Here is a 24,336-nt window from a genome sequence, read left to right as displayed (position 1 = left end):
CGATGCTGAGGGCACATCCCGCCGAGAACGGCGCGAAGCCCCCAGCAACGACACGTGACTTCAGAAGGGAAGACAATGGCTGAATTCCGTTACGGACCGGTCGAGCTGTTCTTGCTCGGCCTCGAGGGCGAGCGGCCGGATCCGAGGTTCATCGCATCGCTCGTGGAACTGGTCGAGAGCGGCATCGTCCGCATCCTCGACTTCGTCCTCGTGTCGAAGTCCGAGTCCGGTGAGGTCTCGATCGTCGAGATCGAAGAGGACTCCGAAGACTTCGGCGCGCTCGATCTGGTGCTGAGCGGCATCACCGGCGACGAGGACATCGAGGCGCTCGGCGAGCTGGTTCCGGCCGGCGGATCGGCCGCGGTCGTCGCGATCGAACTGCTCTACGCGCGCAAGCTCGCGGACAGCCTCGCCTCCACCGGTGGCGTGGTGCTGTCCGCCGAGCGCATTCCCGCACCTATCGTCAACGCACTCGTGGACGCGATCGAAGAAAGCGAAGGAGAACAGTCATGATGCGCAGAATGGGCCGTCCCGGCCTCGTGGGCCTCGCCGCCCGTACCGCCGTCGTCGCGGGCACCGCGACAGCCGTCAACAACGGCATGAACAACCGCCAGCAGGCCAAGGCGCAGGGCCAGTGGGAGCAGGAGCAGTACCAGGCCGCTCAGCAGCAGGCCGCGATGAACGCCGCAGCCCAGCAGGCCGTCGCGCAGCAGATGGCCGCTGCACCCGCCCCCGCTCCTGCCGCGCCGGCGGCTCCCGCCGCGGCACCGGCCGCCGAGGTCGACATCGTGGCATCGCTGACGAAGCTGGCCGCGCTCCGGGATGCGGGCGCATTGAGCGACGCAGAGTTCGAAGCCGCGAAGGCGCGACTGCTCGCCTAAAGGCAGCGAGGCACCGCCCGATCATTCGAAAGGGGTGATCCGGGCGGTGCCTTGTGTCCGCAACAGGGGAGACTGAAAGCCTCGATCCCGAGCTCGTCTTTCATCGGAGATACTTTTCATGGATATTTTTGACAACTTCTGGAACGTCGTTCTGTGGTTCTTCTGGGTCTTCGCGTTCGTCGCGTACCTGTTCGTGCTGCTCACGATCTTCAGCGACCTGTTCCGCGACCACAAGCTGAGCGGCTGGCTGAAGGCCGTCTGGGTGCTGTTCCTCATCTTCGTGCCGTTCCTCACGGCGCTGGTCTACCTGATCGCGCGCGGAGCCGGCATGCAGGAGCGCGGCCTGGCCGAGGCCAAGCGTCAGCAGGAGGCGACCAACGCGTACATCCAGTCGGTGGCCAAGCCGACGAGCGCCACGGATGAGATCGCGAAGGCCTCTGAGCTCTTCAAGGCCGGCACCATCACGCAGGCCGAGTACGACGCCCTGAAGGCGCGCGCCCTCGCCTGATCGACATCACCCGAACGGCACCCCGCGCCCGGCGCGAGGTGCCGTTCGGCGTTTGCGGCGGGATCCGGGCCGAGCCGCCGGATGACCTGACCGGTAACACAGGCGTTGTAGAATCCGTGAGCGACCTGCGAAGGTCACCCCGCGCGGGTGACAGACCTTGCGCGGGCGCCGGTTCCGGGATCCCGCCGCCTTGGAGCCGCCCGCTCAGCAGGAGGAGGGCGCATGACGTTGCCCTTGTCAGCACTTTCACCCGTCGTGTGGAGCCGGCATCAGCCTCCTGTCCGGCAGCCGGCGACCCTTGAGCGTCCTGCACTCGTGCGCATCCTGGACGACGTCGTGGACCAGCATCCCGTCACTGTCGTGACGGCGCCGAGCGGGTTCGGCAAGACCACGACCGTGAGCGCCTGGGCCGAGAGCTCCCCCCGTCTCGTCGCGTGGCTCTCGATCGGCCCGCTCGAAGCGGCCGAGGTCGATGAAGGCATCGTCGCCGCGCTGGAGTCGGTGCTTCCGCCCGATCGCGTGCGGAATGTCGACTCGTTCGGCGTCGCCACGCCCCGTCAGCCCCCCGAGGTGCGCGCTCGCCTCGAGGCCGTGCTGTCGGGCGTGCTCGAGCCGTTCGTACTGGTGATCGATGACGCTCAGCGCGCGGAGCTGAGCCTCGAATCCGGCCTTCTGGCCGCACTGATCGCGCAGACGCCCCCGGCGCTCAGGCTGGTGCTCGTGGGGACGACGGCCCTCGAGACGCGGATCCCGCGGTTCGTCCTGAGTCACCCCGATGCCGTGGTCGGCGCTGAAGTGCTCGCCTTCGACGCGCGCGAGGTGGCAGAACTCGCGGTCGAGATGACGAGTGTGGCGGACGCCGCGGCGGTTCACGCAGAGACGGCGGGATGGCCGATCGCCGTTCGTCTTGCTCTGCTCAGCGGATCGGCGCGGACGCCCGGCGCCGTGCGCACGGGCGGGCTCATGCGCGACTACGTGCGCGACGTCATCCTGTCTGCCCTCGATCCCGAACTCGCGCGCTTCGTCGTCGACGCCACCGTCTGCAGCGAGCTCTCGCCTCGCCTGGCGGCCGAGCTCACCGGGCGACCGGATGCCTCTCGCCTACTCGAGCAGTGCCGTCGGCTGGGGCTGTTCCTTGATCGGCACGACGGCCCCTCCGGAGTGGAGTATCGCTGGCACGCCCTGTTCGCACGCCACTGCCGGGAGCTCCTCGCCGAGGAGGACCCGCAGCGACTGGAACAGCTGCAGCGTCGCGCCGCCCTGCTGCTGGCCGAGGTGCGGCCGCTCGACGCGGTCGCGCAGTACCTCGAGGTCGGCGACGGCGAGGCGGCAGCGGGCGTCCTCCGCAGCGAGTGGGTGCGACTCGTGATGGGCAGCGCCGCCGGAGCGGTGGATCGCGCGTGCCTCTCACTGCCTTCTGCCCTCACGGACAGCCCCGCGATCCAGCTCATCCGGGCCTGCGCCCGGGACGTGCTCGGCGAGCACACATCGGCTCGAGAGCTCTTCGAGCGGGCGGAAGCCGCGGCATCCGACGATGCGAATGCGCAGCGCACGCTCGACATCGCCCGTCTGTTCTTCCTCGATGACCGCGCGCTGCTGGCCTCGACCGTCTCGGCGGTCCGGATGCAGCTGCTCGAGGGCGACACCTCTGCGAGCGAGCGGGCGGCGATCACCTTCCTTCTCGGATGGACCGAGCTCATCCAGCGGGCGCACCCCGATCAGATCGTCGAGACTCTCGAAGGCGCCGTCCGCAAGGCTGAGGCCGTCGGCGACCGCTCACTGGCCCGGCGAGCCCGCGAGTGTCTCGCATACGCCCTCGCCTGGGCGGGGGAGTTCAGCACCGTGCGTCCCCTCCTCGACGAGCTCGCAGACGAGGATCCCGAGGAGTCGACGTGGATCGCCTACATCGGCGGCAGCGGGGGAGTGGCGGCGGGGGTCGCTGCGCTCTGGGCGTACGACCTTCCCCGTGCCGAGCAGGAGTTCCGGCGTGTGATCGCCTTCGGAGGCGGCCGCCGGACCTTCGCCGATCTCGCGCGCATCCTGCTCGCTGCCGCCGCTGCCGCATCGGGCGACCCACGGCTCTGCCGCCGCGCCGCCCTCGAGCTTCAGTTCCTCCCGCGGGTCGAGACCCAGGGCATCGCCTGGCCGCGGTATCGCCAGCTCGCGATCGCCCTCCTCGAGGAAGGCGTGGGCCACCGCGAACGCGCGGTGCAACTGGCCCGCGGCCTCACGGACGAGACCACGATGCCTCTGCTCGCCGTCCTCGTGGCAGGAGTCCTGCGCCGGTCCGGAGCGCATGCCGAGGCGCTGCAGTTCCTTCGCCGCCTGACGCCTTACGCTGCGATCTCATACATCCGGGTCGCGACGCTCGTGACGAACGCCCTGTCGCAGTGGTCGTCGGGGCGCACCGAGGCTGCTCATGAACTGTGCGAAGAGGCCCTGGCGCTGGCCGAGCCCGAGGGCATCCGGCTGCTCTTCTCCGAGAACGACCCCGACCTGCGCGAGCTGCTGAGCGCGCACGTCGCGTGGGGCACCCGTCACGAGGACTTCGTGCTCGCATGCCTCCGGCCGGGAGCGGCCGATGCGGGCATCGGCGCGCTGTCCGAGCGCGAGCGCGATGTGTTCGAACAGCTGCGGACCACTCTGACCACGATCGAGATCGCAGAGCGGCTGGGGGTCTCCGTCAACACGATCAAGACCCATCAGCGCTCGATCTATCGCAAGCTCGGTGTCACGTCCCGTCGCGAGGCGCTGCGCCAGTACACCTGAGCCCGCTACCGCGGAGGAACCAGGAGCTTGGCGTCCTGACGCGGGATGAAGACCCGCTTGATGATCAGCAGGATCGATGCCGTCACGGGTATGGCCACGAGCGCGCCGAGAAGTCCCATGAGGGTGCCGCCGACCATCGCCCCGATCACGACGAGCGCCCCCGGCACCGAGACCGTCTTGTTCATGACGCGCGGCGTGAGGAAATATGCCTCGAACTGAATGTAGATCAGGTAGACCACACAGAAGATGAGCGCAGCAACGGGGTCGGTGAACAGCGCGACAACGGTGGCGAAGATCCAGTAGCAGACCGAGCCGATGAGCGGGATCAGCGTGATGCAGAAGGCGGCCAGGGCCATGAGGCCGGGATAGGGCAGACCCAKGAAGAAGTGAAGGACGAACGCGACGATCGAGTTGCAGAAGGCGAGCACCACCATGCCGGTGAGATAGCCGCCGATCGAGCCGGTGATCTGCTCGGTCATGGAGCGCACGGTCGGCCGGCTGTGCGCCGGGCTCAGCTGGGCGATGGTGTCCTTGATGGCCGGCAGGCCGGCGAGGAAGTAGAGGCTCAGCACGATGATGATGAGCCCGCCGGAGATGGCCGTGGCGATCCCCACACCCACCTTCAGCACCCCACTGCCGATGGCGGCGAGATTGGCGGGGTTCGTCAGGAATGTCTCGACCTGGTCGAGCATCGTGCCGACCTGAGTGCCGAAGGTGGACTCCATCCAGGCATAGGTGTCGGATGCCTGGAACGAGCTGATGAGCTGGGGGATGTTCTGCACGAACAGCCCGATCTGCGTGAACAGTCCCGGAAGGACGAGCCAGAGGAAGGCGATGAGCAGAATGGCGAAGACGACATAGACGACGGCGATCGACGCGGTCCGCGAGAGGTGCCCGCGAGAAAGCCTCTCGACCACGGGGTTGAGCGCCAGCGCCACGAAGAGCGCCATGAAGACGTACATGACGATCGTCGAGAGGTTGATGAAGGCGACCCCCAGCGCGAGCGCCGCGAGCGCTCCGATGGTGAGCAGGATGCCGGTCGCGAACGGGTGCCCCAGATTCGTCCACGACTCGCGTCGAGGCGGGTCGACGATGATCTCCGGAAGGGCGACATCGGCCGAGACGGATGATGTGGAAAGCACGGGAGACGTCGCGGAGGGTGCCGGGGCGAGGTCGTCACTCATGGCCACACTCTATGGGGACTCACCCCGCGATAGGGTCGATCAACGAGGAGGACCCATGACCGAAGAAGACCCGGCGCAGGCGCTGAAACGCCTTCGCGGCAGCATCGACAACATCGATGCCGCCCTCGTCTTCCTCCTGGCTGAGCGCTTCCGCTGCACCAAGCAGGTCGGGCAGCTCAAAGCCGAGCACGGCATGCCCCCCTCGGACCCCGCCCGTGAAGAGCAGCAGCTCGCGCGGCTGCGCACGCTCGCGCTGGACGCCGAGCTCGACCCCGAGTTCGCGGAGAAGTGGTTCAACTTCGTCGTGGCCGAGGTCATCAGGCACCACACCGCGGCCGCAGACAGCCGCTGAGCGTCGCCACCGACGGAGGGACACGGCCATGGCCTGGAGCCGAAGGGTTTCGAAGCCCGAGCGCACGGCCATCGTGCTCGGCGGCGGAGGAGTCCGCGGGGCGGTCGAGATCGGCATGATCCGCGCGATCCTCGAGGCCGGCATCCGTCCCGATATCGTCGTGGGCACCTCGATCGGCGCGATCAACGGGGCGATGATCGCGAAGGACCCCACTCTCGGCGTGATCGACACGCTGCTGCACGCGTGGACCTCTCCCGAGGCGAACGCGGTATACGGCAGCTCGCTCCTCACCCAGATGAGTCGCCTGGTGAAGACGAAGACGCACCTGAATTCGCACGACCCGCTCCGCCGGCTGCTCGAGGGGAGTCTTCACCCGGCATCCCGGTTCGAGGATCTCGAGGTGCCCCTGCAGGTGGTCGCGGCGAGCATCGAGCGGGCCGCCGAGCACGTGTTCGACTCGGGCCCGCTGATCCCCGCGATCCTCGCGTCGGCATCGGTGCCGGGACTCTTCCCCCCGACGGAGATCGACGGCGAGCACTTCATCGACGGGGGGATCGTCAACTCCATCCCCATCGAGCAGGCCGTCGCCTCGGGAGCCACGCGGATCTTCGTGCTGCAGGTCGGCCGCGTCGAGACGCCGCTCGTCGCCCCCTCGACGGCGGTCGACACGGCCCGCGTCGCCTTCGAGATCGCCCGGCGTCATCGCTTCGCACGCGACCTCGCGACGCTGCCCGAAGGCGTCGATCTCTACGTCCTGCCGACCGGCGGTCCCCTGGACGGCGACGACTCCATCCGCGCCTATCGCAAGCTCGGCACCGTGACGCTCCGCATCGAGCAGGCCCACGAGGCCAGTCGCGATTTCCTCTACGAGCGCGGGATGCCGCCGCTGACCGTGATGGGAGCGGCATCATGAGGCTTCCTCCGATCTGGGTGCGACGCGTCATCCTCGCACCGCTCATCATCGTCATCTCGCTGCTCATGGTCGTGACGATCCCGCTCTGGCTCCTCGGTGCCATCGGCCTCACCGCGCTCGTGCCGGGGCGCTTCCGCCTGCCCCGCGTGCTGTGGCTCATCACGGTGTACTTGCTGTGGGACTCCGCCCTGCTCGTCTTCATGTTCGGACTGTGGGTCGCCTCGGGCTTCGGCTGGCGCATCAATTCGCCGGCGTTCCGGCGCGCGCACTACCGCCTCGGCGCCCGGGGCCTCGAGATCCTCTTCCAGATCTTCGGCTCGGTGCTCCGGCTCACGATCGCCACGACCGGCAGCGACGATCCCGACCCGGATGCCGCGACCGCCGCCTTCGATGCGCTTTTCACACCCGGCAAGCCCCTGATCGTGGCAAGCCGTCACGCGGGGCCGGGGGACTCGTTCATCATCGTCCACACGCTCCTCAACGAGGTGGCGCGGATGCCGCGCATCGTCTTGAAGTACACGATGCAGTGGGATCCCGCAGTGGATGTGCTGCTGAACCGGATCCCGACGCGGTTCATCGTGCCCACGAGCTTCGGCGGAAAGAAGAAGGGCGGCGGTCACAGCGTCGAGGAGAGCCTCCGCGATCTCGCGACGGGTCTCGGCCCCGAGGACGCCTTCGTCATCTTCCCCGAGGGCGGCAACGTGACCTCCACGCGGCGCCGCACCCGCATCGATCGGCTGCGCTCGACCGGCCGCGTCGCCCTCGCCGACCGCGCCGAGTCGATGCTGCACGTCATGCCGCCTCAGCCGGGCGGGATGCACGCCGCGCTCGAGGCATCCCCCGATGCCGACGTCGTCTTCATCGGCCACACCGGACTCGACCGGCTCATCACGATGTCGGACATCTGGCGGGAGCTGCCGATGGACAAGGGCATCCTCATGCGAGGCTGGCGCGTGCCGCGGTCGGACATCCCCGAGGGGCGGGACGAGCAGGCGGAATGGCTCTTCGGGTGGTTCGAGCGCATCGACGGCTGGATCGCCGAGCGCACTGCGGCCGAAGCCGCGCCACCCGCCGGCTGACCCGGCGCCTGCCGGCGACGCACTGCCTTCCGATCACCGAGCAGCGGTGTGCAACGGCGGGGATTGTGGGTGACGCGCCGGGCCGGCGTCGGCGTGTCGGGCACATTCTCCGCGGTCGTGCACACCGGCGGCGCGGCTCGCGAGGTGACGCGCCTCCCACGACAGCCTGGTGCCCAGGGCAGCCTCGCGCCCACGGCGGCCTCGGCGCCAAGGCAGCGCGCGGTGCCGAGCGGCGGGGATTGTGGGTGACGCGCCGCGTGGACGTCGGCGTGTCGTGCACATTCTCCGCGGTTGTGCACACCCTCGGCGTCGGCTCGCCGGGTGACGCGCGGCCCACGGCAGCCTGGTGCCCACGGCAGCCTGGTGCCCACGGCAGCCTGGTGCCGAGCGGCGGGGATTGTGCGTCACGCGCCGCGTGGACGTCGGCGTGTCGTGCACATTCCCCGCGGCTGTGCACGCCGGCGCGGGCGGGCTCCGTTCAGGGGTGCGGCTTGGGACGCACGATCCGCCCAGGCGCTGTCTCGGCGATGCGCGATGGGACCGGCCACGGTGCGGGCAGCGGCTGTGGGACAGGACCGGATGCCGGAGTCGCTGCCGGCGAGCCGCTTGTGTGGGCGGGAGCGCGATCCCCCACCGCCGGAGTCTCGGTCGACCCCGTACTCGAGGGACCCACGGTGAGCTCGTGCCCCACCTGCTTCTCGAGCACGACGATGGCCTCGTCCGAGAGCGAGATCAGGCCGTCCAGCTCCTCGCGCACCCGCTTGTAGGCGAGCTGGCGCTCGGCGGGAGTCGCGGCCTGGTCGACCGCGACGGTGAGCAGCTGCTTGGCGGTGTCGAGACGCTTGCGCTCGACATCCGTGAACGCCGAGGTCTTGATGCGGCGGGCATCCCGCTCGGCGACGTCGAACGCGACTTCGTAGTCGGTGACGGCATTGCGGTACTCGGCGATCTGGGCCTTCGTGAGCTTCACCTTCGTGGTCGGCGGACGCAGCCCGTCCGCGACCTTCTTCGCCCGCAGGAACGCTGCCGTGAGCGGCTGACGGCCGTCGCTCATGGCCGGGTAGGCGATGAGCTTGGCCACATCGAGCTCGTACTCCAGCCATCGGGAGGTCACCGCGTCGTGTTCGGCGAAGAGCCGCTCGAGCTGGCTCGGCGCGGGTGCGGCCGTGTCGCGGTACACCGGCGCCGCGAACCCCGCCGCACCGGCGTGCGACACCGGCCCTGTCGCGGGGTACTCCACTCGCCCACGGGCGGCCGCCTGGGCGGCCTTCAGCTCAGCCTTGGCGTGCAGCACCTCGAGCCGGCGGCGGTGCCGCCGCCGGGCGCCGCGCTCCCAGGCGCCGCCGACCGAGGCCAGGACGCCGAAGAGGGGGAAGACCAGCCACCAATAGCCCCCGATGAACTCGAAGATGGGCACTAGGTCATCGTATCCAGGTCATGGGCAGCATGGGCCTGCCCCTGTGATCGTCGATCAGGATGCCGAGCGGTTGGGCGTGCGGGAGGGCACGGGCCACACCGGCTCGGGGTGAGGTGCAGCCGGGGAAGGCGCAGCCGTGGATTCTGCCTTCGCGGTCCGCGGAGATGCGTTCGTCGTGCCCGCGGGGGCGGGGTTCTTCGCCGCCCGAGCAGCTGCGGCATCCGCGATCAGGCCGGCGACCGTCGACGCATTCTCGCTCGCCCAGGTGAGGGCCTGTGTGGACCGCGTGAGGAACTGCTGCGCGGTCGCAACCCAGACCGGTTCGGGCGCCGGCTCGGGTGGCACCATGCCGTTCGCCCTGGCGTCCTTCCACGCGGCGTCCTCGGCTGCCTCGAACGCGCGAGCGGCATTCTCGACCGCGTTGCGATAGGCGGCGAACTGCACCGGCGTGATCCGTGCGCGATCCGACGGCGGACGCAGGCGCTGCGCCTCGGCGCGGGCGACGAGATAGGCACCCGTGGTCGGCACGCGTCCGTCGCTCATCAGCGGGAAGGCGATGAGCCGCGCGGGATCGGTCTCGTACGCCAGCCACCGGGCGGTGATGGCATCGTGGGCCGCCAGGGTCTTGGCGAGGGGCCGTTGGGTCGGGTCGGACGTCGCGGGCAGACCTGCGCGAGCAGCGCTCACCCGCATCCGCCGGACACGGAGCTCGGTGGAGGTCGCCTGCGCGTGGCGCTGGGCCGTCTGCAGCGCCTTGCGGGCGGCGCTCACCTCGGCCGGCGCGGCCTGGGATGTTGCCCGGGCCGCCTGAACCCGCGCCAGCTCTGCTCTCGCGAGCTTCAGGGCGCTCCGTGCCGACCAGTCGCGTGTGCGCGCATCGGCGAGTTCGAGCCGCGCCGCGTCGTATTCCAGTCGGCGCGCGTCGACCGCCCTCTGATGTCTCATTCCGAGCATCGCGAACACCCCCGCCCCGGCCGCGACCGGCGCGACCCAGCCATACACGGCGATCGTCGCCAACAGCGGATCCACGTCGTCATGCTATTACTGCTGGGGCCGGCAGTGGCTGGGCATCCGCCGTATCTCTGGCGCTGCGACGGCGCTGAGCGCTTGTGGAGGGAGCTCAGTTCGCCGCTCAGAAGATGAGCGCGAGCACCGTGGCGCCACCGCCGACGAGGATCAGAGTCACGATGACGACCCAGGCGATCACCTTCGTGCGCTTCTCGCGCGTCTCTTGAAGGCCTGCGTACTCTTCGTCGTCCGACATGCGATCAGTCTAGGCGGAACGGCGTGCCGTGCCCGTGGGCTCGGCGACGATCGGGCCGAATGCCGCGGGCAGCGTCGCGCTCGAACGCTCGCGCAGCTCGCTGAGCGGCACCGTGAACAGGCCCTGCACCTCGAGTGCGGGGCCGTCCTCCCCAGCCGGCGCGTCGGTCACCCCGATGCGCAGCACGGGGTAGCCCCGTCCGTCGCAGAGTCCGCGGAACTTGACGTCGTCCTCGCGGGGCACGCTCACGATGACGCGGGCCGTCGACTCGGAGAAGAGGGCGGTGGCGGCATCCACTCCGTCCCGCTCCATGAGTTCGGTGAGCCAGACCCGTGCGCCGACACCGAAGCGCATGACGCCCTCGGCGAGGGCCTGTGCGAGCCCGCCCGACGAGAGGTCGTGGGCGCTCGAGACGAGGCTCTGCAGCGACGCGGCGTGGAGGAGTTCGGCGAGGCGCTTCTCCGCGCCGAGGTCGACCGCGGGAGGACGACCGCCCAGGTGGTCGTGCACTGTGCCTGCCCACGCCGAGCCGCTCAGCTCAGGCGCGGTGACGCCGAGGAGGTAGATGTTCTCGCCCTCGTCCTGCCAGCCTGAGGGGATGCGCCGGGCAACGTCGTCGATGATGCCGAGCACGCCGACGACCGGGGTCGGGAAGATCGGGACGTCACCGGTCTGGTTGTAGAAGCTCACGTTGCCGCCGGTCACCGGGATGCCGAGCTCGAGGCATCCGTCGGCGAGACCCGCGACCGCCTGTGAGAACTGCCACATGACCTCGGGGTTCTCGGGGCTGCCGAAGTTGAGGCAGTCGGTGACCGCCGTGGGCACAGCGCCCGACACGGCCACGTTGCGGTACGCCTCGGCGAGGGCGAGCTTGGCGCCCTCGTAGGGATCGAGCTGGCAGAAGCGGCCGTTGCAGTCGGTCGCGATCGCGAAGCCGAGGCCGGACTCCTCGTCGACGCGCACCATGCCCGAGTCGTCCGGGAACGACAGGGCGGTGTTGCCCATGACGTAGCGGTCGTACTGGTTGGTGACCCAGTCGGCGTCGGCCAGGTTGGGGCTCGCGACCAGCTGGAGGAACTGGGTGCGGAGCGTCTCGGCGTCGGTCGCGCGGGGGAGCGACGACGCGGAGTCTTCGCGGAGCGCGTCGATCCAGGTGGGGTAGGCGACGGGGCGCTCGTAGACGGGACCGTCGACCGCGACGGTCGAGGGGTCGACGTCGACGATCTGCTCGCCGTGCCAGAAGATCTCGAGGCGTCCGTCGCCGGTGACCTCGCCCAGCACGCTGGTCTCGACATCCCACTTGGTCGTGACCGCGAGGAAGGCGTCGAGCTTCTCCGGAGTCACGATCGCCATCATGCGCTCCTGGCTCTCGCTCATGAGGATCTCTTCGGGGGTGAGCGACGGGTCGCGCAGCAGCACCTTCTCGAGGTCGACGCGCATGCCGCTGCCGCCGTTCGCGGCGAGCTCGCTGGTCGCACAGGAGATTCCGGCGGCGCCCAGGTCCTGAATCGCCTCGACGAGCTCGCCCCGGTACAGCTCGAGACAGCACTCGATGAGCACCTTCTCGGCGAACGGGTCGCCGACCTGCACGGCGGGACGTTTGGTGGGGCCGCCCTCCGAGAACGTGTCGGAGGCGAGGATGGATGCCCCGCCGATGCCGTCGCCGCCGGTGCGGGCGCCGAAGAGGACGACCTGGTTGCCGGCACCCGACGCGTTGGCGAGCTTCAGGTCCTCGTGGCGCAGCACTCCCACGGCGAGGGCGTTGACGAGCGGGTTGCCCTGGTAGACGGCATCGAACACCGTCTCACCGCCGATGTTCGGCAGGCCGAGGCAGTTGCCGTAGAACGAGATGCCCGAGACGACGCCGTGGACGACGCGCGCCGTGTCGGGCTCGTCGATCGCGCCGAAGCGCAGCTGGTCCATGACCGCGACCGGGCGGGCGCCCATCGAGATGATGTCGCGGACGATTCCGCCGACACCCGTCGCCGCGCCCTGGAAGGGCTCGATGTAGCTCGGGTGGTTGTGCGACTCGACCTTGAAGGTGACCGCCCAGCCCTCGCCGATGTCGACGACGCCGGCGTTCTGGCCCATGCCGACCATGAGCCGGGTCTTCATCTCGTCCGAGACCTTCTCGCCGAACTGGCGGAGGTAGATCTTGCTCGACTTGTAGGAGCAGTGCTCGCTCCACATGACCGAGTACATGGCGAGCTCGCCCGACGTCGGCCGACGTCCGAGGATCTCGCGGATCTGCGCGTACTCGTCGGGCTTCAGGCCGAGCGCCGCGTACGGCTGCTCTTTCTCAGGAGTCCCGACGGCGTTCTCGACGGTATCGGCGGCGGGGCGGGTGGATGCCCCGGCCGTAGCCGAGGAAGCGGGGGTGGTCACGCGGCTGAGCTCCTGAAATCGGGGATGCCGGACCGGATCATTCTAGTTGGGCGGCCTGGGGGCCCCGACCCTGCGCTCCGCAGTCAGAACACGCCGACCCCGAGGACCGGGATCGGCGTGTCTTGGCTGCTCGATGGAACGAGCGGGGGATCAGTCGCTCAGGAGGGACGGAACCGGCTCACCAGGTGGCAGTCGAACGGGTCGCGCGCGGCGAGGCCCACGCGGTTCAGGTACGCGATGACGATCGCGTAGGACTCGACCAGGCTGGTCTCGGTGTATGGGACGCCGAGCGCCTCGCACTGGTCCATGACGATGGCGCGGGCCTTCACCAGGTGCGGGCGCGGCATGCTCGGGAAGAGGTGGTGCTCGACCTGGTAGTTGAGGCCGCCCATGAGCGAAGTCGCCCACCAGCCGCCGCGGATGTTGCGGGACGTGCGCACCTGCTTGGAGAAGAAGTCGAGCTTCGCGTTGGGCGCGATGATCGGCATCCCCTTGTGGTTCGGTGCGAACGACGCGCCCATGTAGACGCCGAAGACCGCGAGCTGCACGCCGAGGAAGGCGAACGCCATGCCCACCGGCAGGAACACGAAGAGCGGGGTCAGGTAGACCGCGAAGCGCAGCGCGATGAGGCCCAGCTCGATCCAGCGGCCCTTGACCTCGCCCCGCGAGGTCAAGTGCTTGATGCCGAGGTAGTGCAGGTTCAGGCCCTCGAGCGTCAGGAGGGGGAAGAACAGCCACCCCTGCTTGCGGGTGATCAGCGCTCGCAGGCGGCCGGCGCTCGCGGCATCCGTCTCGAGGAACGAGATGGTGTCGAGCTCGATGTCGGGGTCGCGACCGACACGATTGGGGTTCGCGTGGTGGCGCGTGTGCTTCGCGTTCCACCAGTGGTAGCTCATGCCTGCGATGCCGCTGGCAAGGATCCGGCCGAGGCGGTCGTTCGCCGGCCCCGACTCGAGGATCTGGCGGTGCGTCGCCTCGTGCGAGAGGAAGGCGACCTGGGTCAGCACGATGCCGAGGGCGGCAGCGATGAGCAGCTGGAACCAGCTGTCGCCGAGGAGGATGAATCCCGCCACGCAGCCGCCGAAAGCCAAGAGGATGGCGCCGCCGACAGCGGCGTAGAAACCCCTCGTCCGCTGAAGCAGGCCGGTCTCACGGACGATCTGCGCTACCTCGGTGTAAGCGCGGGCCATGGGGGGGAAGGTCTCGTTGCCCGCATAGGTCTGTCGAACAGGCCCCAGCTGGGACTCAGGAGCAATGGTGGCCAAGAGCGCACCTCCTGTTGGTTGTCGGCCATCGGGTCGACGCGAAGCCACAGGCGGATGCCGGTCACTGACTGCGAGCCTACGTCGTGCATATGTCTCAATCGTTATAAACAGCCGTTTGAAGGGCCCTCACGGGTCGATTCGCGAAGGGCTTGACAGCGCATCGTCGACGTGCCTAATCTACAACCAAATGGTTGTACAAACGGAACTGGCAGACGATGCGATCGACCGGATCTTCCACGCGCTCGCCGCGGCGACGCGCCGCGACATCCTGCGGCGCACCATCGAGCGCGAGCAGTCGGTATCGATGCTCGCGCGGGACTACGACATGTCGTTCGCGGCCGTGCAGAAGCACGTGGCGGTGCTCGAAGCAGCGGGCCTCGTCGTCAAGCGCGCAGAGGGCCGCGAGCGGCTCGTGCGGGCGGATCCGCGCATGATCGCGCGGGCGCGCGCACTGCTCGACCGCTTCGAGTCGATGTGGCGCTCGCGCGTCGACCGGCTCGACGCTCTGCTGGCCGAGGATCCGGCCACCCCGCCATCCCCAGCGACACCACCCACCGAAGGAGACTGAAATGCCCGTCACCGATGTCACCACTGACGCAGACGCACTCACGATGACCCTCACCGCCGAGTTCGCGGCGCCGGTCGAGCGCCTGTGGACCGCGTTCACCGACCCGCGCCAGCTCGAGCGCTTCTGGGGTCCTCCCGGGTGGCCGGCGACCTTCACGGCATTCGACCTGACCGTCGGCGGCCGGGCCGATTACCACATGACCAGCCCACGCGGAGAGACGGCGGGCGGCTCGTGGGAGTTCCTCGAGATCGACGAGCCGAAGGGCTTCTCGGTGCTGGATTCCTTCGTGGACGCCGAGGGCCGACCGGCCRAGGGGATGCCCACGATGCGCACGGTGTTCTCGTTCGAGGCGACAGCATCCGGTTCGAGATTCGTCAACACGACGTACTTCACCTCGCTCGAGGGCCTGGAGCAGGTCGTCGCGATGGGCGGGGTCGAAGGATCGACGATGGCCATCAACCAGCTCGACCGGGTGCTGCAGAGCCTGCGGGAGTACTCCGAGGGCAAGGGCACGCGCACCGAGATCCTCGACGACACCCACGTGCGGATCACCCGCCTGGTCGAGGGGCCGCGCGACCTGGTGTGGCGCGCGCATCAGGAGCCGGAGCTGATGAAGCAGTGGCTGCTGGGCCCGGACGGCTGGCGCATGAGCGTCTGCGAGGTCGACCCTTCGGTGGGCGGGAAGTACCGCTACGGCTGGGAGCAGATCGAGGGCGGCGAGGGAACGGCCTTCGGATTCGACGGCGAGACGCTGCTCTCAGAGGCGCCCCGGCGGGCCGTCACCACCGAGCACATGACAGGCACCGACTACCCCTCGACGCTCAACGACCTGAGCCTCGAAGAGGAGGACGGGGCGACCCTGATCACGCTGCTCATCGAGTATCCCGACAAGGCGACGCGCGACATGGTGCTCGCGACCGGCATGACCGACGGTATGGAGACGAGCTACGCGCGGCTCGAGGGAGTGCTCGAGCGCGTCAGCTGAAACGGTGGACGGCGGCCGCGGCTCGACGAGTCCGCGGCCGCCGTCTTCTCCCACAGCCGAGGTCGCAGCATCCCGTCGCCCCTAGCATGGCGTTGTGGACTTCAGCATCGCCTTCACCCCAGAGAACATCGCCATCTTCCTGACGCTCTTCGTCCTGGAGATCGTGCTCGGGGTCGACAACGTCATCTTCATCTCGGTGCTCGCATCGAAGCTCCCCAAGGAGCAGCAGGCGAGGGCCCGCAACCTGGGCCTGACGCTCGCCATGATCATCCGCGTGATCCTGGTGTTCTTCGCGGGGTGGATCATCACGCTGACCGAGCCGGTCTTCACCCTGTTCGGGATCCCCTTCTCATGGAAGGACCTGATCCTCATCGCGGGTGGCCTCTTCCTCATCTACAAGGCCGTCACCGAGATCCACCACAAGCTCGAGGGCGTCGAGGAGGACGACGACGCGCACGCGCCCAAGACGATCACCTTCGCCTCGGTGATCGTGCAGATCCTGCTGCTCGACATCGTCTTCTCGCTCGACTCCGTCATCACGGCGGTCGGCATGACCTCGAACATGGCGATCATCGTGTCGGTGGTCGTGCTGTCGTTCGGCATCATGCTCTTCGCGTCGCGCTTCATCTTCACCTTCGTGAACAAGCACCCCACCGTGAAGATGCTCGCGCTGTCGTTCCTCATGCTGATCGGCGCCTTCCTCGTCGCCGAGGGCTTCGGCATCCACGTCGACAAGGCGATCATCTACGGAGCGATGGCCTTCGCGGTGCTGGTCGAGGTGCTCAACCTGACGTACGCCTCGCGGAAGGCGAAGCGCGACGCGAAGAAGCGGACCACGGTGAAGCTCCTGTCGAGCTACCCCGACGTCGATGAGTCGGTCGCCGTGGGCGCGGCGCTGTCGAAGTCCCCCGGCGCCGGTTCGGTCGGACTCTCGGCCAAGCCCGTCGAGGGTGAGATCGACCCGGACGCCGAGGGCCGCGCCGGCCTCGGCTGACCCCGGGGCGACGGCGATTCAGGCGGTCTCGAGGACCAGCCGGTAGCCCATGCCGGACTCCGTGAGGAGGTGGGCGGGGCTTGCCGGATCCGGCTCGAGCTTCTTGCGGAGCTGGGACATGTAGAGCCGGAGGTAGCCGGTGTCGGCCACCTGCTCCGTCCCCCAGATCTCTTTGAGGAGGGTCTGGCGAGTGACGAGCGAGCCCGGGTTGCGGGCGAGGAACTCCAGCATCCGCCACTCCGTAGGGGTCAGGTGCACGCGGGCTCCGTCGCGGCTCACGGACTTCGCCGCAAGGTCGACGGTCACATCGCCGAACGACACGACGGGCTCTCCGCCGATGGATCCGGCGCGTCGCGAGAGGGCGCGGAGCCGGGCCAGGAGCTCGTCGATCTGGAACGGCTTGGTGACGAAGTCGTCGGCTCCGGCATCCAGGGCCTCCACCTTGTCGGCGGACCCGGTGCGCCCCGAGACGACGAGGATCGGCACGCTCGTCCAGCCACGGATCGCCTCGATGACCGCGACGCCGTCGAGCCGCGGCATCCCGAGATCCAGGAGGACGAGATCCGGATGCGTCTGCGCGGCGAGCGCGATGGCCGCTGCGCCGTCGGACGCGGCGACGACCTCGTATCCGTGGGCGCCGAGCGTGATGCGCAGCGCGCGCACCAGCTGCGGGTCGTCGTCGGCGATGAGGATCTTCACGGTGCAGTCTCCTTGTGCAGGGCGGAAGCGGAGGCGACGGGCAGCTCGACCACCATGGTGAGGCCCCCGCCGGGGGTGTCCTCGGGCGTGAGCGTACCGCCCATGCCCTCGACGAATCCGCGCGAGAGGGCGAGCCCGAGCCCCAGGCCGGTGGCGTTGTCGGTGTCGCCGAGCCGCTGGAAGGGTGCGAAGACATCGCTCAGGCGCTCGGGTGGGATGCCGGGCCCGTGGTCGACGACACGGACCTGCGCGCGGGCACCCAGGCGGCTCGTGGAGATGCGCACGCGGGTGCCCGCCGGCGCATGGCGCACCGCGTTCGCGAGGAGATTGACGAGGACCCGCTGCACGAGCACCGGATCGGCGAGCAGCGGCGGCAGATCGGGGTCTGCCGCGAGTTCGATCGTGTCCGGACCGAGAGCCAGTTCGTCGACGGCCGCCAGGATCGCACCGGCCGCGTCGACGGGGGCGAGCGAGACGGCGAGCACTCCCGCCTGCACCCGGCTGACGTCGAGCAGGTCGGTCACGAGCGCCGACAGCGCCGCCAGGCTCTCGTCGGCCGTCGCGACGAGGTCCTCTCGATCCTCGGCACTCAAATGAGGTCCGGCCGCACGGAGTCCCCCCACGGCCGCGACCGCGGCGGCGAGGGGACGCCTCACGTCGTGGCTCACGGCAGACAGGAGCGCGCTGCGCACCTGGTCCGTCTCCGCGAGGAGTCCGACCTCGCGCGCCGCCTCGGTGAGGTCCGTGTGCTCGAGCGCGGCCCCGAGCTGGACGATCATGACGTCGAGCAGGCGCCGGCCCGCGGCATCCAGGTCTCCTCCGTGCAGCTCGAGGAAGGCGCGGGGCGCGGCAGGGTCACCCACCGGCAGGCGCACCATGCGATCGTCGGGGACCGGCTCGCCATCGGTGGCGAGGACCGTCCCGTCCGAGGCTTCGAGCCGGACTCCGGTCATCCCGAATGCTTCGCGCGCGCGGCTCACGAGCGCGGGCACCGCGCTCTGGCCCCGCAGGACGCTCCCGGCGACCGTTGCCAGGAGTTCGGACTCGGCGGCCGCACGCTGGGCAGCGCGGGTGCGGCGAGCGGCCTGATCGACGATCCAGCTGACCAGGATCGCGATGACCACGTAGAGGGCCAGGGACAGGGCGTGCTCGGGGTCGGCGATCGTCACGGTGAACAGCGGTGCGATGAAGAGGAAATCCAGGGTCAGGCCCGACAGGACGGCGGCGAAGAGCGCGGGCCAGATCCCGCCCACCAGCGCGACGATCACGACCAGCAGCTGGTAGGCGAGCACATCGCCTGTGATCGAGTCCGGGCTCGACGTGGCCACGAGCAGCCACGACAGGAGCGGTCCCCCGATGAGGGCGACCGCGAACCCGAGGATGCGCCGCTTAACGCTCAGCGCGCCGCCGGTCAGCCGAGGGAGATGCACCCCGGCGCTCGCGGCGGCGTGCGTCACGATGTGGACGTCGATGTCGCCCGATTCGCGGACGACGGTCGATCCGATGCCCACGCCGGTGAGGAGCGCTGCGAGGCGACCCCGACGGCTGGCGCCGATGACGAGCTGCGTCGCGTCGACCGATCGGGCGAACTCGACGAGCGCACGCGGCACATCGTCTGCGACCACCTGGTGGTAGGTGCCCCCGAGCGACTCGATGAGCGCGCGCTGCGCCGCCAGGGCTCCGGGCGTCGCAGACCGGAGGCCGTCCTGGGTGGAGACGTGCACGGCGAGGACTTCGCCGCCCGCCGATCGGGCCGCGATGCGCGCGCCCCGTCGGATGAGGGTCTCGCCCTCGGGACCGCCGGTGAGCGCCACGACGACGCGTTCGCGCGCCTGCCAGGCGCCCTCGATGCCGTGTTCGGCCCGGTACAGCTTGAGCGCGCTGTCGACCTCGTCGGCGAGCCACAGGAGGGCGAGCTCGCGCAGCGCCGTGAGATTGCCGAGCCGGAAGTAGTTCGACATCGCCGCGTCGATGCGCTCCGCAGGGTAGACCAGGCCCGCCGCAAGACGGTCGCGCAGTGACTGCGGTGCGAGATCGACGACCTCGATCTGATCCGCCGCGCGGACGACAGCATCCGGAATCGTCTCGCGCTGCACGATGCCGGTGATCTGCTCGACGACCTGATTGAGCGACTCGATGTGCTGGACGTTGAGCGTGGTGATGACGTCGATGCCGACGGCGAGGAGCTCTTCGACATCCTGCCAGCGCTTGGCGTTGCGAGAGCCCGGGACATTCGTGTGGGCGAGTTCGTCGATGAGGGCGATGTCGGGATGCCGCGCGATGACCGCCTCGACATGGAGCTCGCTCAGTGCGACATCGCGGTGATGCACGGTGCGAAGAGCGATGGCGGGCAGACCCACCGCCTGGGCCGCTGTGGCGGCGCGGCCATGGGTCTCGAGGATGCCGATGACGACGTCGCGACCATCCGCGCGGAGGCGCCGGCCCTCCTCCAGCATCTCGTAGGTCTTGCCGACACCGGGCGCGGCGCCGAGGAGCACCCGCATCCGCCCGCGCCGGGGACGCGACGTCGCCGTAGCGGTTGCAGGGGGTTCGCCGCTCATCTGTGAAGTCTCGCGCGCCGGGGGACGATTGTCAGCGCGGCAGCGCGTCAAGGGCGAGGTTGAGTTCGAGCACGTTCACCCGCGGTTCGCCCAGGTACCCGAGGTCGCGCTGCTGGATGTGCTGCTCGACGAGGGTGCGGACCTGGACCCCCGTGAGCCCGCGCGCCTCGGCGACGCGGGCGACCTGGAGGAGCGCGTACTCCGGGCTGATGTGCGGGTCGAGCCCCGAACCCGAGGCCGTCACCGCGTCGGCCGGGATCTGAGAGGCGTCGACGCCCTCGTCGGCGGCGATGGCCGCTTGGCGCTCCTCGATCACGGCGACGAGGTCCTGGTTCTCCGGGCCCAGGTTCGAGCCGCTGGAGGCACCGCCGTCGTAGCCCGCGCCCGCGACCGACGGGCGGGACTGGAAGTACTCGGGAATCGGCCTGCCCTCGGCATCCGTCCAGGCCTGCCCGATGAGGGCGCTTCCGACCGTCACGCCCGCGCTGTTGCGGACCGGTGAGCCGTTCGCCTGCCAGGGGAGAGCGAGCTGGCCGATGCCGGTGATCAGCACGGTGTAGCCGATCCCCAGCACGACGGTGAACACCAGCATCGCGCGGAGGGCGACGCCGGTCGTTCGCATGGAGGTGCGGACCGTGGACATGGAGGGCTCCTGTGGAATCAGCCGGCGGTCAGAAGCCGGGGATGAGGCTCACGACGAGGTCGATGAGCTTGATGCCGATGAACGGCACGAGGATGCCGCCGAGACCGTAGACCGTGAGGTTGCGGCTGAGGATCGACGAGGCGCTGCCGGGACGGTAGCGCACGCCGCGCAGCGCGAGCGGGATCAGCGCGACGATGACGATCGCGTTGAAGATGATCGCGCTCATCACCGCGGATGCCGGGGAGCTCAGGTGCATGACGTTGAGCGCCTCCAGGCTCGGGAAGACGCCCATGAACATCGCGGGGATGATCGCGAAGTACTTCGCGATGTCGTTCGCCAGGGAGAAGGTGGTGAGTGCGCCCCGCGTGATCAGCAGCTGCTTGCCGATGCTCACGATGTCGATGAGCTTCGTCGGGTCGCTGTCGAGGTCGACCATGTTGCCGGCCTCCTTCGCGGCCGACGTGCCCGTGTTCATCGCGACGCCCACGTCGGCCTGCGCGAGCGCGGGAGCGTCGTTCGTGCCGTCGCCGGTCATCGCGACGAGGCTGCCGCCCTCCTGCTCGCGTCGGATGAGCGCGAGCTTGTCCTCGGGCGTCGCCTCCGCCAGATAGTCGTCGACGCCGGCCTCCTTGGCGATCGCCCGGGCGGTGAGGGGATTGTCGCCCGTGATCATGACGGTGCGGATGCCCATCGCGCGAAGCTCGGCGAAGCGCGCCTTCAGACCGTCCTTGACGATGTCCTTGAGGTGGATGACCCCCAGCACGCGCTCACCCGCGGCATCCTTCAGGGCCACGACCAGAGGCGTGCCGCCGCTCTGCGCGATGGCGTCCGCGCTGCCGCTGACCTCGGCGCGCACCTCGGCGGTGACGCCGTCGCCGAGCCAGGACAGCACGGCCGATCCCGCCCCCTTGCGCACTTCGCTGCCGTCGGCCAGGTCGAGCCCGCTCATCCGGGTCTGCGCGGTGAACGGCACCAGGACCGCGTCGGGCGGAGACTCCACGTGGATGCCGCGGATCGCCGCCAGCTCGACGACCGAGGTCCCCTCGGGCGTGGGATCGCCGAGCGACGAGAGCGCCGCCGCCCTGGCGAGCTCGTCGGGGTCCACGCCCTGCATGACGACGAAGTCGGACGCTCGCCGATTGCCGTACGTGATCGTGCCCGTCTTGTCGAGCAGCAGCGTCGTGACGTCGCCGGCGGCCTCCACGGCGCGGCCGGACATCGCGAGCACGTTGCGCTGGACGAGCCGGTCCATTCCGGCGATGCCGATGGCCGACAGGAGCGCCCCGATCGTCGTGGGGATGAGGCAGACCAGGAGCGCGACGAGGACGGGGATGCTCACCGCGCTCGCCGCGTACGAGGCGATCGGGTTGAGTGTCAGCACGACCACCACGAAGACGATCGACAGGCTCGCCAGCAGGATCCCGAGGGCGATCTCGTTGGGCGTCTTCTGGCGGCTCGCCCCTTCCACGAGCGCGATCATTCGGTCGACGAAGGTCTCGCCCGGCTTCGAGGTGATGCGCACCACGATGCGGTCGGACAGGACGCGGGTGCCGCCGGTCACGGCGCTGCGGTCCCCGCCGGACTCGCGGATGACGGGCGCCGACTCGCCGGTGATGGCCGATTCGTCGACGGTCGCGATGCCCCAGACGATGTCGCCGTCGCCCGGGATGAGCTCTCCGGCCGACACGACGACGACGTCGCCGAGGGTCAGCTCCGCAGAGGCGACCTCGGCGACGCCCGCACGCTCGGCCCCGGCGTCGGCCTGCTCGTCGTACGAGGTGACGACGTGGGCCATCGTCGACGTGCGGGTCCTGCGCAGCGTGGCGGCCTGCGCCTTGCCGCGGCCTTCGGCCACCGACTCGGCGAGATTCGCGAACAGGACGGTGAGCCACAGCCAGATCGCGATGCCGGCCGTGAAGCCGAAAGGCACCTCGGCCCCGCCGGATTTCTCGCTGCCCAGGAAGGGCTCGGCGATGGCGATGACGGTCGTCAGTGCAGCGCCGACCCACACGAGGAACATGACGGGGTTGCGCCACAGCGCGCCGGGGCTGAGCTTGCGAACCGCGCCCGGAAGGGCCTGCACGAGCTGCGACCAGCCGAACGCTCGAGCGGACCGCGGCGGCTTCGGGGCGATGGAGCCCGCGATCGGGCCCGTGGGCGACGTCGTCGAAACGGTGCTGGACATGTCAGAGGAGCCCTTCCGCCAGGGGACCCAGCGTGAGAACGGGGAAGTAGGTCAGCGCCGTGATGACGACCGCGACGACCGCCAGGAGCCCGACGAACTGCGGGCGATGCGTGGGCAGGGTCCCGGTCGTCGACGGGACGCGCTCCTGCGCGGCGAGCGAGCCCGCCAGGGCGAGCACCAGCACGATCGGGATGAACCGACCGAGGAGCATCGCCACGCCGAGCGCGGCGTTCAGCCACGGTGTGTCGGCGGTGAGCCCGGCGAAGGCGGAGCCGTTGTTGTTCGCGGCCGACGTGAACGCGTAGAGAACTTCGCTCATGCCGTGGACGCCGGGGTTCGAGATCGAGACGTCCTCGACCCCGGACCGGATCACCGGAACCGCGAAGCTCACGGCGACCCCCGCGAGAACGAGGATCGGCGTCACCAGGATGTAAAGGCTCGCGAGCTTGATCTGCGTCGGGCCGATCTTCTTGCCGAGGTACTCGGGGGTGCGTCCGACGAGCAGACCGCCGACGAACACGGCGATGACGGCGAGCACGAGCATGCCGTACAGGCCCGATCCGACCCCGCCGGGGGCGACCTCGCCGAGCATCATGTTGATCATCGGGATCATGCCGCCGAGTGCCGTGTAGGAGTCGTGCATCGAGTTGACCGCACCCGTCGAGGTGAGGGTCGTCGCGCCCGCGAAGAATGCGGAGCCCAGGATGCCGAACCGCTGCTCCTTGCCCTCCATGGCGGAGCCTGCAAGCTGCGGAGCGGTGCCGAGGCCGAGCGACTCGAGCGAGCTGACGAGCGTGATCGAGACCACCGCGAGCGTGGCCATCACGGCGAGGATCGCGTAGCCCTGGCGATCGTCCCCGACCATCTTCCCGAACGCGCGCGGCAGCGCGAACGGGATCGCCAGGAGCAGGAGGATCTCCAGCACGCTGGTCCACGGCGCAGGGTTCTCGAACGGGTGCGCAGAGTTCGCGTTGAAGAAGCCGCCGCCGTTCGTGCCGAGTTCCTTGATCGCCTCCTGGCTCGCGACCGGTCCGCCGGGGAGCACCTGGGTGCCCCCCGTGAGCGTGGTGATCTCGGAGAAGCCGTTGAAGTTCTGGATGACGCCGGCGGTGAGGAGCGCGATCGCGGCGATGATCGAGAGCGGGAGCAGGATGCGGGTGAGCCCCCGGACGAGATCGACCCAGAAGTTGCCGATCGTGGAGGATCCGCGTCGGGCGAACCCGCGGACGAGCGCGATCGCGACGGCGATGCCGACGGCCGATGAGACGAAGTTCTGCACCGCGAGCCCCGCCAGCTGCACGGTGTAGCCCATGGTCAGCTCGGGGGAGTAGGACTGCCAGTTGGTGTTCGTGACGAAGGACGCCGCGGTGTTGAACGCGAGCCCCTCGGGCACCGGCGGCAGGCCGAGCGAGTACGGGAGGACGGCCTGCAGGCGCTGGAGGGCATACACGAAGATGACTCCGGTCGCCGAGAAGATCAGGACGCCGCGCAGATACGCCTGCCAGGTCTGCTCGGATGTCGGGTCCACGCCGACGAGCCGGTACACGCCGCGCTCGACCCGCCAGTCCTTGGTGGAGGTGTAGGTCCGGGCGATCCAGTCGCCGAGCGGACGATAGAGCAGGCCGAGGATCAGGAGGACGGTCGCGATCTGCAGGATGCCGGCCCAGACGGTCCAGGCATCCAT

Annotated in this window: 21 protein-coding genes; 10 read left to right on the top strand and 11 right to left on the bottom strand. The window is 69.4% G+C overall.

Going from position 1 to position 24,336, the window contains the following annotated elements; all coding sequences use genetic code 11:
• Positions 1–75 precede the first annotated feature (75 nt).
• The 4 genes from AC1DP3_RS10820 (at position 76) to AC1DP3_RS10805 (ending at position 4,158) form a co-directional block, all read left to right on the top strand.
• Complete coding sequence (locus tag AC1DP3_RS10820; protein ID WP_477293172.1) at positions 76–513, top strand: DUF6325 family protein; 438 nt, start codon at positions 76–78, stop codon at positions 511–513.
• Positions 510–881 carry an SHOCT domain-containing protein gene (locus AC1DP3_RS10815; protein ID WP_477293171.1) on the top strand — a complete coding sequence of 124 codons (372 nt, stop codon included), beginning with the start codon at positions 510–512 and terminating at the stop codon, positions 879–881. Before AC1DP3_RS10820 ends, AC1DP3_RS10815 begins: the two co-directional genes overlap by 4 nt.
• Positions 882–999: 118 nt before the next feature.
• The gene (locus AC1DP3_RS10810; RefSeq protein ID WP_477293170.1) at positions 1,000–1,389 is read left to right on the top strand and encodes an SHOCT domain-containing protein; all 390 of its coding nucleotides are present in this window, start codon (positions 1,000–1,002) and stop codon (positions 1,387–1,389) included.
• Between the two features lie 222 nt (positions 1,390–1,611).
• The gene (locus AC1DP3_RS10805; RefSeq protein ID WP_477293169.1) at positions 1,612–4,158 is read left to right on the top strand and encodes a helix-turn-helix transcriptional regulator; all 2,547 of its coding nucleotides are present in this window, start codon (positions 1,612–1,614) and stop codon (positions 4,156–4,158) included.
• A gap of 5 nt (positions 4,159–4,163) precedes the next feature.
• Here the strand turns inward: AC1DP3_RS10805 and AC1DP3_RS10800 are convergent, their stop codons facing one another.
• The gene (locus tag AC1DP3_RS10800; protein ID WP_477293168.1) at positions 4,164–5,342 is read right to left on the bottom strand and encodes an AI-2E family transporter; all 1,179 of its coding nucleotides are present in this window, start codon (positions 5,340–5,342) and stop codon (positions 4,164–4,166) included.
• A gap of 55 nt (positions 5,343–5,397) precedes the next feature.
• Here AC1DP3_RS10800 and AC1DP3_RS10795 point away from each other — a divergent pair, with 55 nt between their 5' ends.
• From AC1DP3_RS10795 to AC1DP3_RS10785, 3 genes are read left to right on the top strand one after another with little or no spacing between them, the layout of a single operon-like run.
• A complete protein-coding gene (locus AC1DP3_RS10795; RefSeq protein WP_477293167.1) occupies positions 5,398–5,694 on the top strand; it encodes a chorismate mutase in 297 nt (98 codons plus the stop codon).
• Between the two features lie 28 nt (positions 5,695–5,722).
• Complete coding sequence (locus tag AC1DP3_RS10790; RefSeq protein ID WP_477293166.1) at positions 5,723–6,607, top strand: patatin-like phospholipase family protein; 885 nt, start codon at positions 5,723–5,725, stop codon at positions 6,605–6,607.
• A complete protein-coding gene (locus AC1DP3_RS10785) occupies positions 6,604–7,686 on the top strand; it encodes a 1-acyl-sn-glycerol-3-phosphate acyltransferase (protein ID WP_477293165.1) in 1,083 nt (360 codons plus the stop codon). Before AC1DP3_RS10790 ends, AC1DP3_RS10785 begins: the two co-directional genes overlap by 4 nt.
• A gap of 478 nt (positions 7,687–8,164) precedes the next feature.
• On the opposite strand, the gene AC1DP3_RS10780 is transcribed toward AC1DP3_RS10785, so the two are convergent.
• The 5 genes from AC1DP3_RS10780 to AC1DP3_RS10760 form a co-directional block, all read right to left on the bottom strand.
• The gene (locus tag AC1DP3_RS10780; RefSeq protein ID WP_477293164.1) at positions 8,165–9,103 is read right to left on the bottom strand and encodes a hypothetical protein; all 939 of its coding nucleotides are present in this window, start codon (positions 9,101–9,103) and stop codon (positions 8,165–8,167) included.
• A 54-nt stretch (positions 9,104–9,157) separates the two neighbouring features.
• Positions 9,158–10,132: a hypothetical protein gene (locus AC1DP3_RS10775; RefSeq protein WP_477293163.1), complete on the bottom strand. Its 975-nt coding sequence runs from the start codon at positions 10,130–10,132 to the stop codon at positions 9,158–9,160.
• A gap of 103 nt (positions 10,133–10,235) precedes the next feature.
• Complete coding sequence (locus tag AC1DP3_RS10770; RefSeq protein WP_477293162.1) at positions 10,236–10,367, bottom strand: hypothetical protein; 132 nt, start codon at positions 10,365–10,367, stop codon at positions 10,236–10,238.
• A gap of 9 nt (positions 10,368–10,376) precedes the next feature.
• Complete coding sequence (gene purL, locus AC1DP3_RS10765; RefSeq protein ID WP_477293161.1) at positions 10,377–12,752, bottom strand: phosphoribosylformylglycinamidine synthase subunit PurL; 2,376 nt, start codon at positions 12,750–12,752, stop codon at positions 10,377–10,379.
• A 158-nt stretch (positions 12,753–12,910) separates the two neighbouring features.
• Entirely contained in the window at positions 12,911–14,017 is a 1,107-nt protein-coding gene (locus AC1DP3_RS10760; protein ID WP_477293160.1) for a fatty acid desaturase family protein, read from the bottom strand.
• 187 nt (positions 14,018–14,204) lie between these two features.
• On the opposite strand from AC1DP3_RS10760, the gene AC1DP3_RS10755 reads away from it, so the two are divergent.
• The 3 genes from AC1DP3_RS10755 (at position 14,205) to AC1DP3_RS10745 (ending at position 16,564) form a co-directional block, all read left to right on the top strand.
• The gene (locus AC1DP3_RS10755; protein ID WP_477293159.1) at positions 14,205–14,585 is read left to right on the top strand and encodes an ArsR/SmtB family transcription factor; all 381 of its coding nucleotides are present in this window, start codon (positions 14,205–14,207) and stop codon (positions 14,583–14,585) included.
• 1 nt (position 14,586) lies between these two features.
• Positions 14,587–15,570 carry an SRPBCC family protein gene (locus AC1DP3_RS10750; RefSeq protein WP_477293158.1) on the top strand — a complete coding sequence of 328 codons (984 nt, stop codon included), beginning with the start codon at positions 14,587–14,589 and terminating at the stop codon, positions 15,568–15,570.
• Between the two features lie 94 nt (positions 15,571–15,664).
• Positions 15,665–16,564, top strand: a complete 900-nt coding sequence (locus AC1DP3_RS10745) for a TerC family protein (protein ID WP_477293157.1) — start codon at positions 15,665–15,667, stop codon at positions 16,562–16,564.
• A gap of 18 nt (positions 16,565–16,582) precedes the next feature.
• On the opposite strand, the gene AC1DP3_RS10740 is transcribed toward AC1DP3_RS10745, so the two are convergent.
• Genes AC1DP3_RS10740 through kdpA form a run of 5 tightly spaced genes read right to left on the bottom strand, consistent with a single transcriptional unit; the run spans position 16,583 to position 24,336 of the window.
• Entirely contained in the window at positions 16,583–17,263 is a 681-nt protein-coding gene (locus AC1DP3_RS10740) for a response regulator (RefSeq protein ID WP_477293156.1), read from the bottom strand.
• A complete protein-coding gene (locus AC1DP3_RS10735; protein ID WP_477293155.1) occupies positions 17,260–19,824 on the bottom strand; it encodes an ATP-binding protein in 2,565 nt (854 codons plus the stop codon). Before AC1DP3_RS10735 ends, AC1DP3_RS10740 begins: the two co-directional genes overlap by 4 nt.
• A gap of 31 nt (positions 19,825–19,855) precedes the next feature.
• Positions 19,856–20,467 carry a K(+)-transporting ATPase subunit C gene (kdpC, locus tag AC1DP3_RS10730; RefSeq protein WP_477293154.1) on the bottom strand — a complete coding sequence of 204 codons (612 nt, stop codon included), beginning with the start codon at positions 20,465–20,467 and terminating at the stop codon, positions 19,856–19,858.
• A gap of 28 nt (positions 20,468–20,495) precedes the next feature.
• Entirely contained in the window at positions 20,496–22,652 is a 2,157-nt protein-coding gene (gene kdpB / locus AC1DP3_RS10725; RefSeq protein WP_477293153.1) for a potassium-transporting ATPase subunit KdpB, read from the bottom strand.
• 1 nt (position 22,653) lies between these two features.
• Positions 22,654–24,336, bottom strand: a complete 1,683-nt coding sequence (kdpA, locus tag AC1DP3_RS10720) for a potassium-transporting ATPase subunit KdpA (RefSeq protein ID WP_477293152.1) — start codon at positions 24,334–24,336, stop codon at positions 22,654–22,656.

The organism is Microbacterium sp. P5_B6 (assembly GCF_056400345.1).
The sequence above is the reverse complement of the archived record's forward strand: the minus strand, read 5'-3'. Positions and strand labels throughout refer to the sequence as shown.

What these genes read in the sequence shown, in the direction of transcription:
- AC1DP3_RS10755 (WP_477293159.1), top strand. Translation starts at nt 14,205, where the DNA reads ATGGTTGTACAAACGGAACTGGCAGACGATGCGATCGACCGGATCTTC.
- AC1DP3_RS10810 (WP_477293170.1), top strand. Translation starts at nt 1,000, where the DNA reads ATGGATATTTTTGACAACTTCTGGAACGTCGTTCTGTGGTTCTTCTGG.
- kdpB (WP_477293153.1), bottom strand. Translation starts at nt 22,652, where the DNA reads ATGTCCAGCACCGTTTCGACGACGTCGCCCACGGGCCCGATCGCGGGC.
- AC1DP3_RS10795 (WP_477293167.1), top strand. Translation starts at nt 5,398, where the DNA reads ATGACCGAAGAAGACCCGGCGCAGGCGCTGAAACGCCTTCGCGGCAGC.
- AC1DP3_RS10790 (WP_477293166.1), top strand. Translation starts at nt 5,723, where the DNA reads ATGGCCTGGAGCCGAAGGGTTTCGAAGCCCGAGCGCACGGCCATCGTG.
- AC1DP3_RS10805 (WP_477293169.1), top strand. Translation starts at nt 1,612, where the DNA reads ATGACGTTGCCCTTGTCAGCACTTTCACCCGTCGTGTGGAGCCGGCAT.
- AC1DP3_RS10785 (WP_477293165.1), top strand. Translation starts at nt 6,604, where the DNA reads ATGAGGCTTCCTCCGATCTGGGTGCGACGCGTCATCCTCGCACCGCTC.
- kdpC (WP_477293154.1), bottom strand. Translation starts at nt 20,467, where the DNA reads ATGTCCACGGTCCGCACCTCCATGCGAACGACCGGCGTCGCCCTCCGC.
- AC1DP3_RS10815 (WP_477293171.1), top strand. Translation starts at nt 510, where the DNA reads ATGATGCGCAGAATGGGCCGTCCCGGCCTCGTGGGCCTCGCCGCCCGT.
- AC1DP3_RS10735 (WP_477293155.1), bottom strand. Translation starts at nt 19,824, where the DNA reads ATGAGCGGCGAACCCCCTGCAACCGCTACGGCGACGTCGCGTCCCCGG.
- AC1DP3_RS10770 (WP_477293162.1), bottom strand. Translation starts at nt 10,367, where the DNA reads ATGTCGGACGACGAAGAGTACGCAGGCCTTCAAGAGACGCGCGAGAAG.
- kdpA (WP_477293152.1), bottom strand. Translation starts at nt 24,336, where the DNA reads ATGGATGCCTGGACCGTCTGGGCCGGCATCCTGCAGATCGCGACCGTC.
- AC1DP3_RS10820 (WP_477293172.1), top strand. Translation starts at nt 76, where the DNA reads ATGGCTGAATTCCGTTACGGACCGGTCGAGCTGTTCTTGCTCGGCCTC.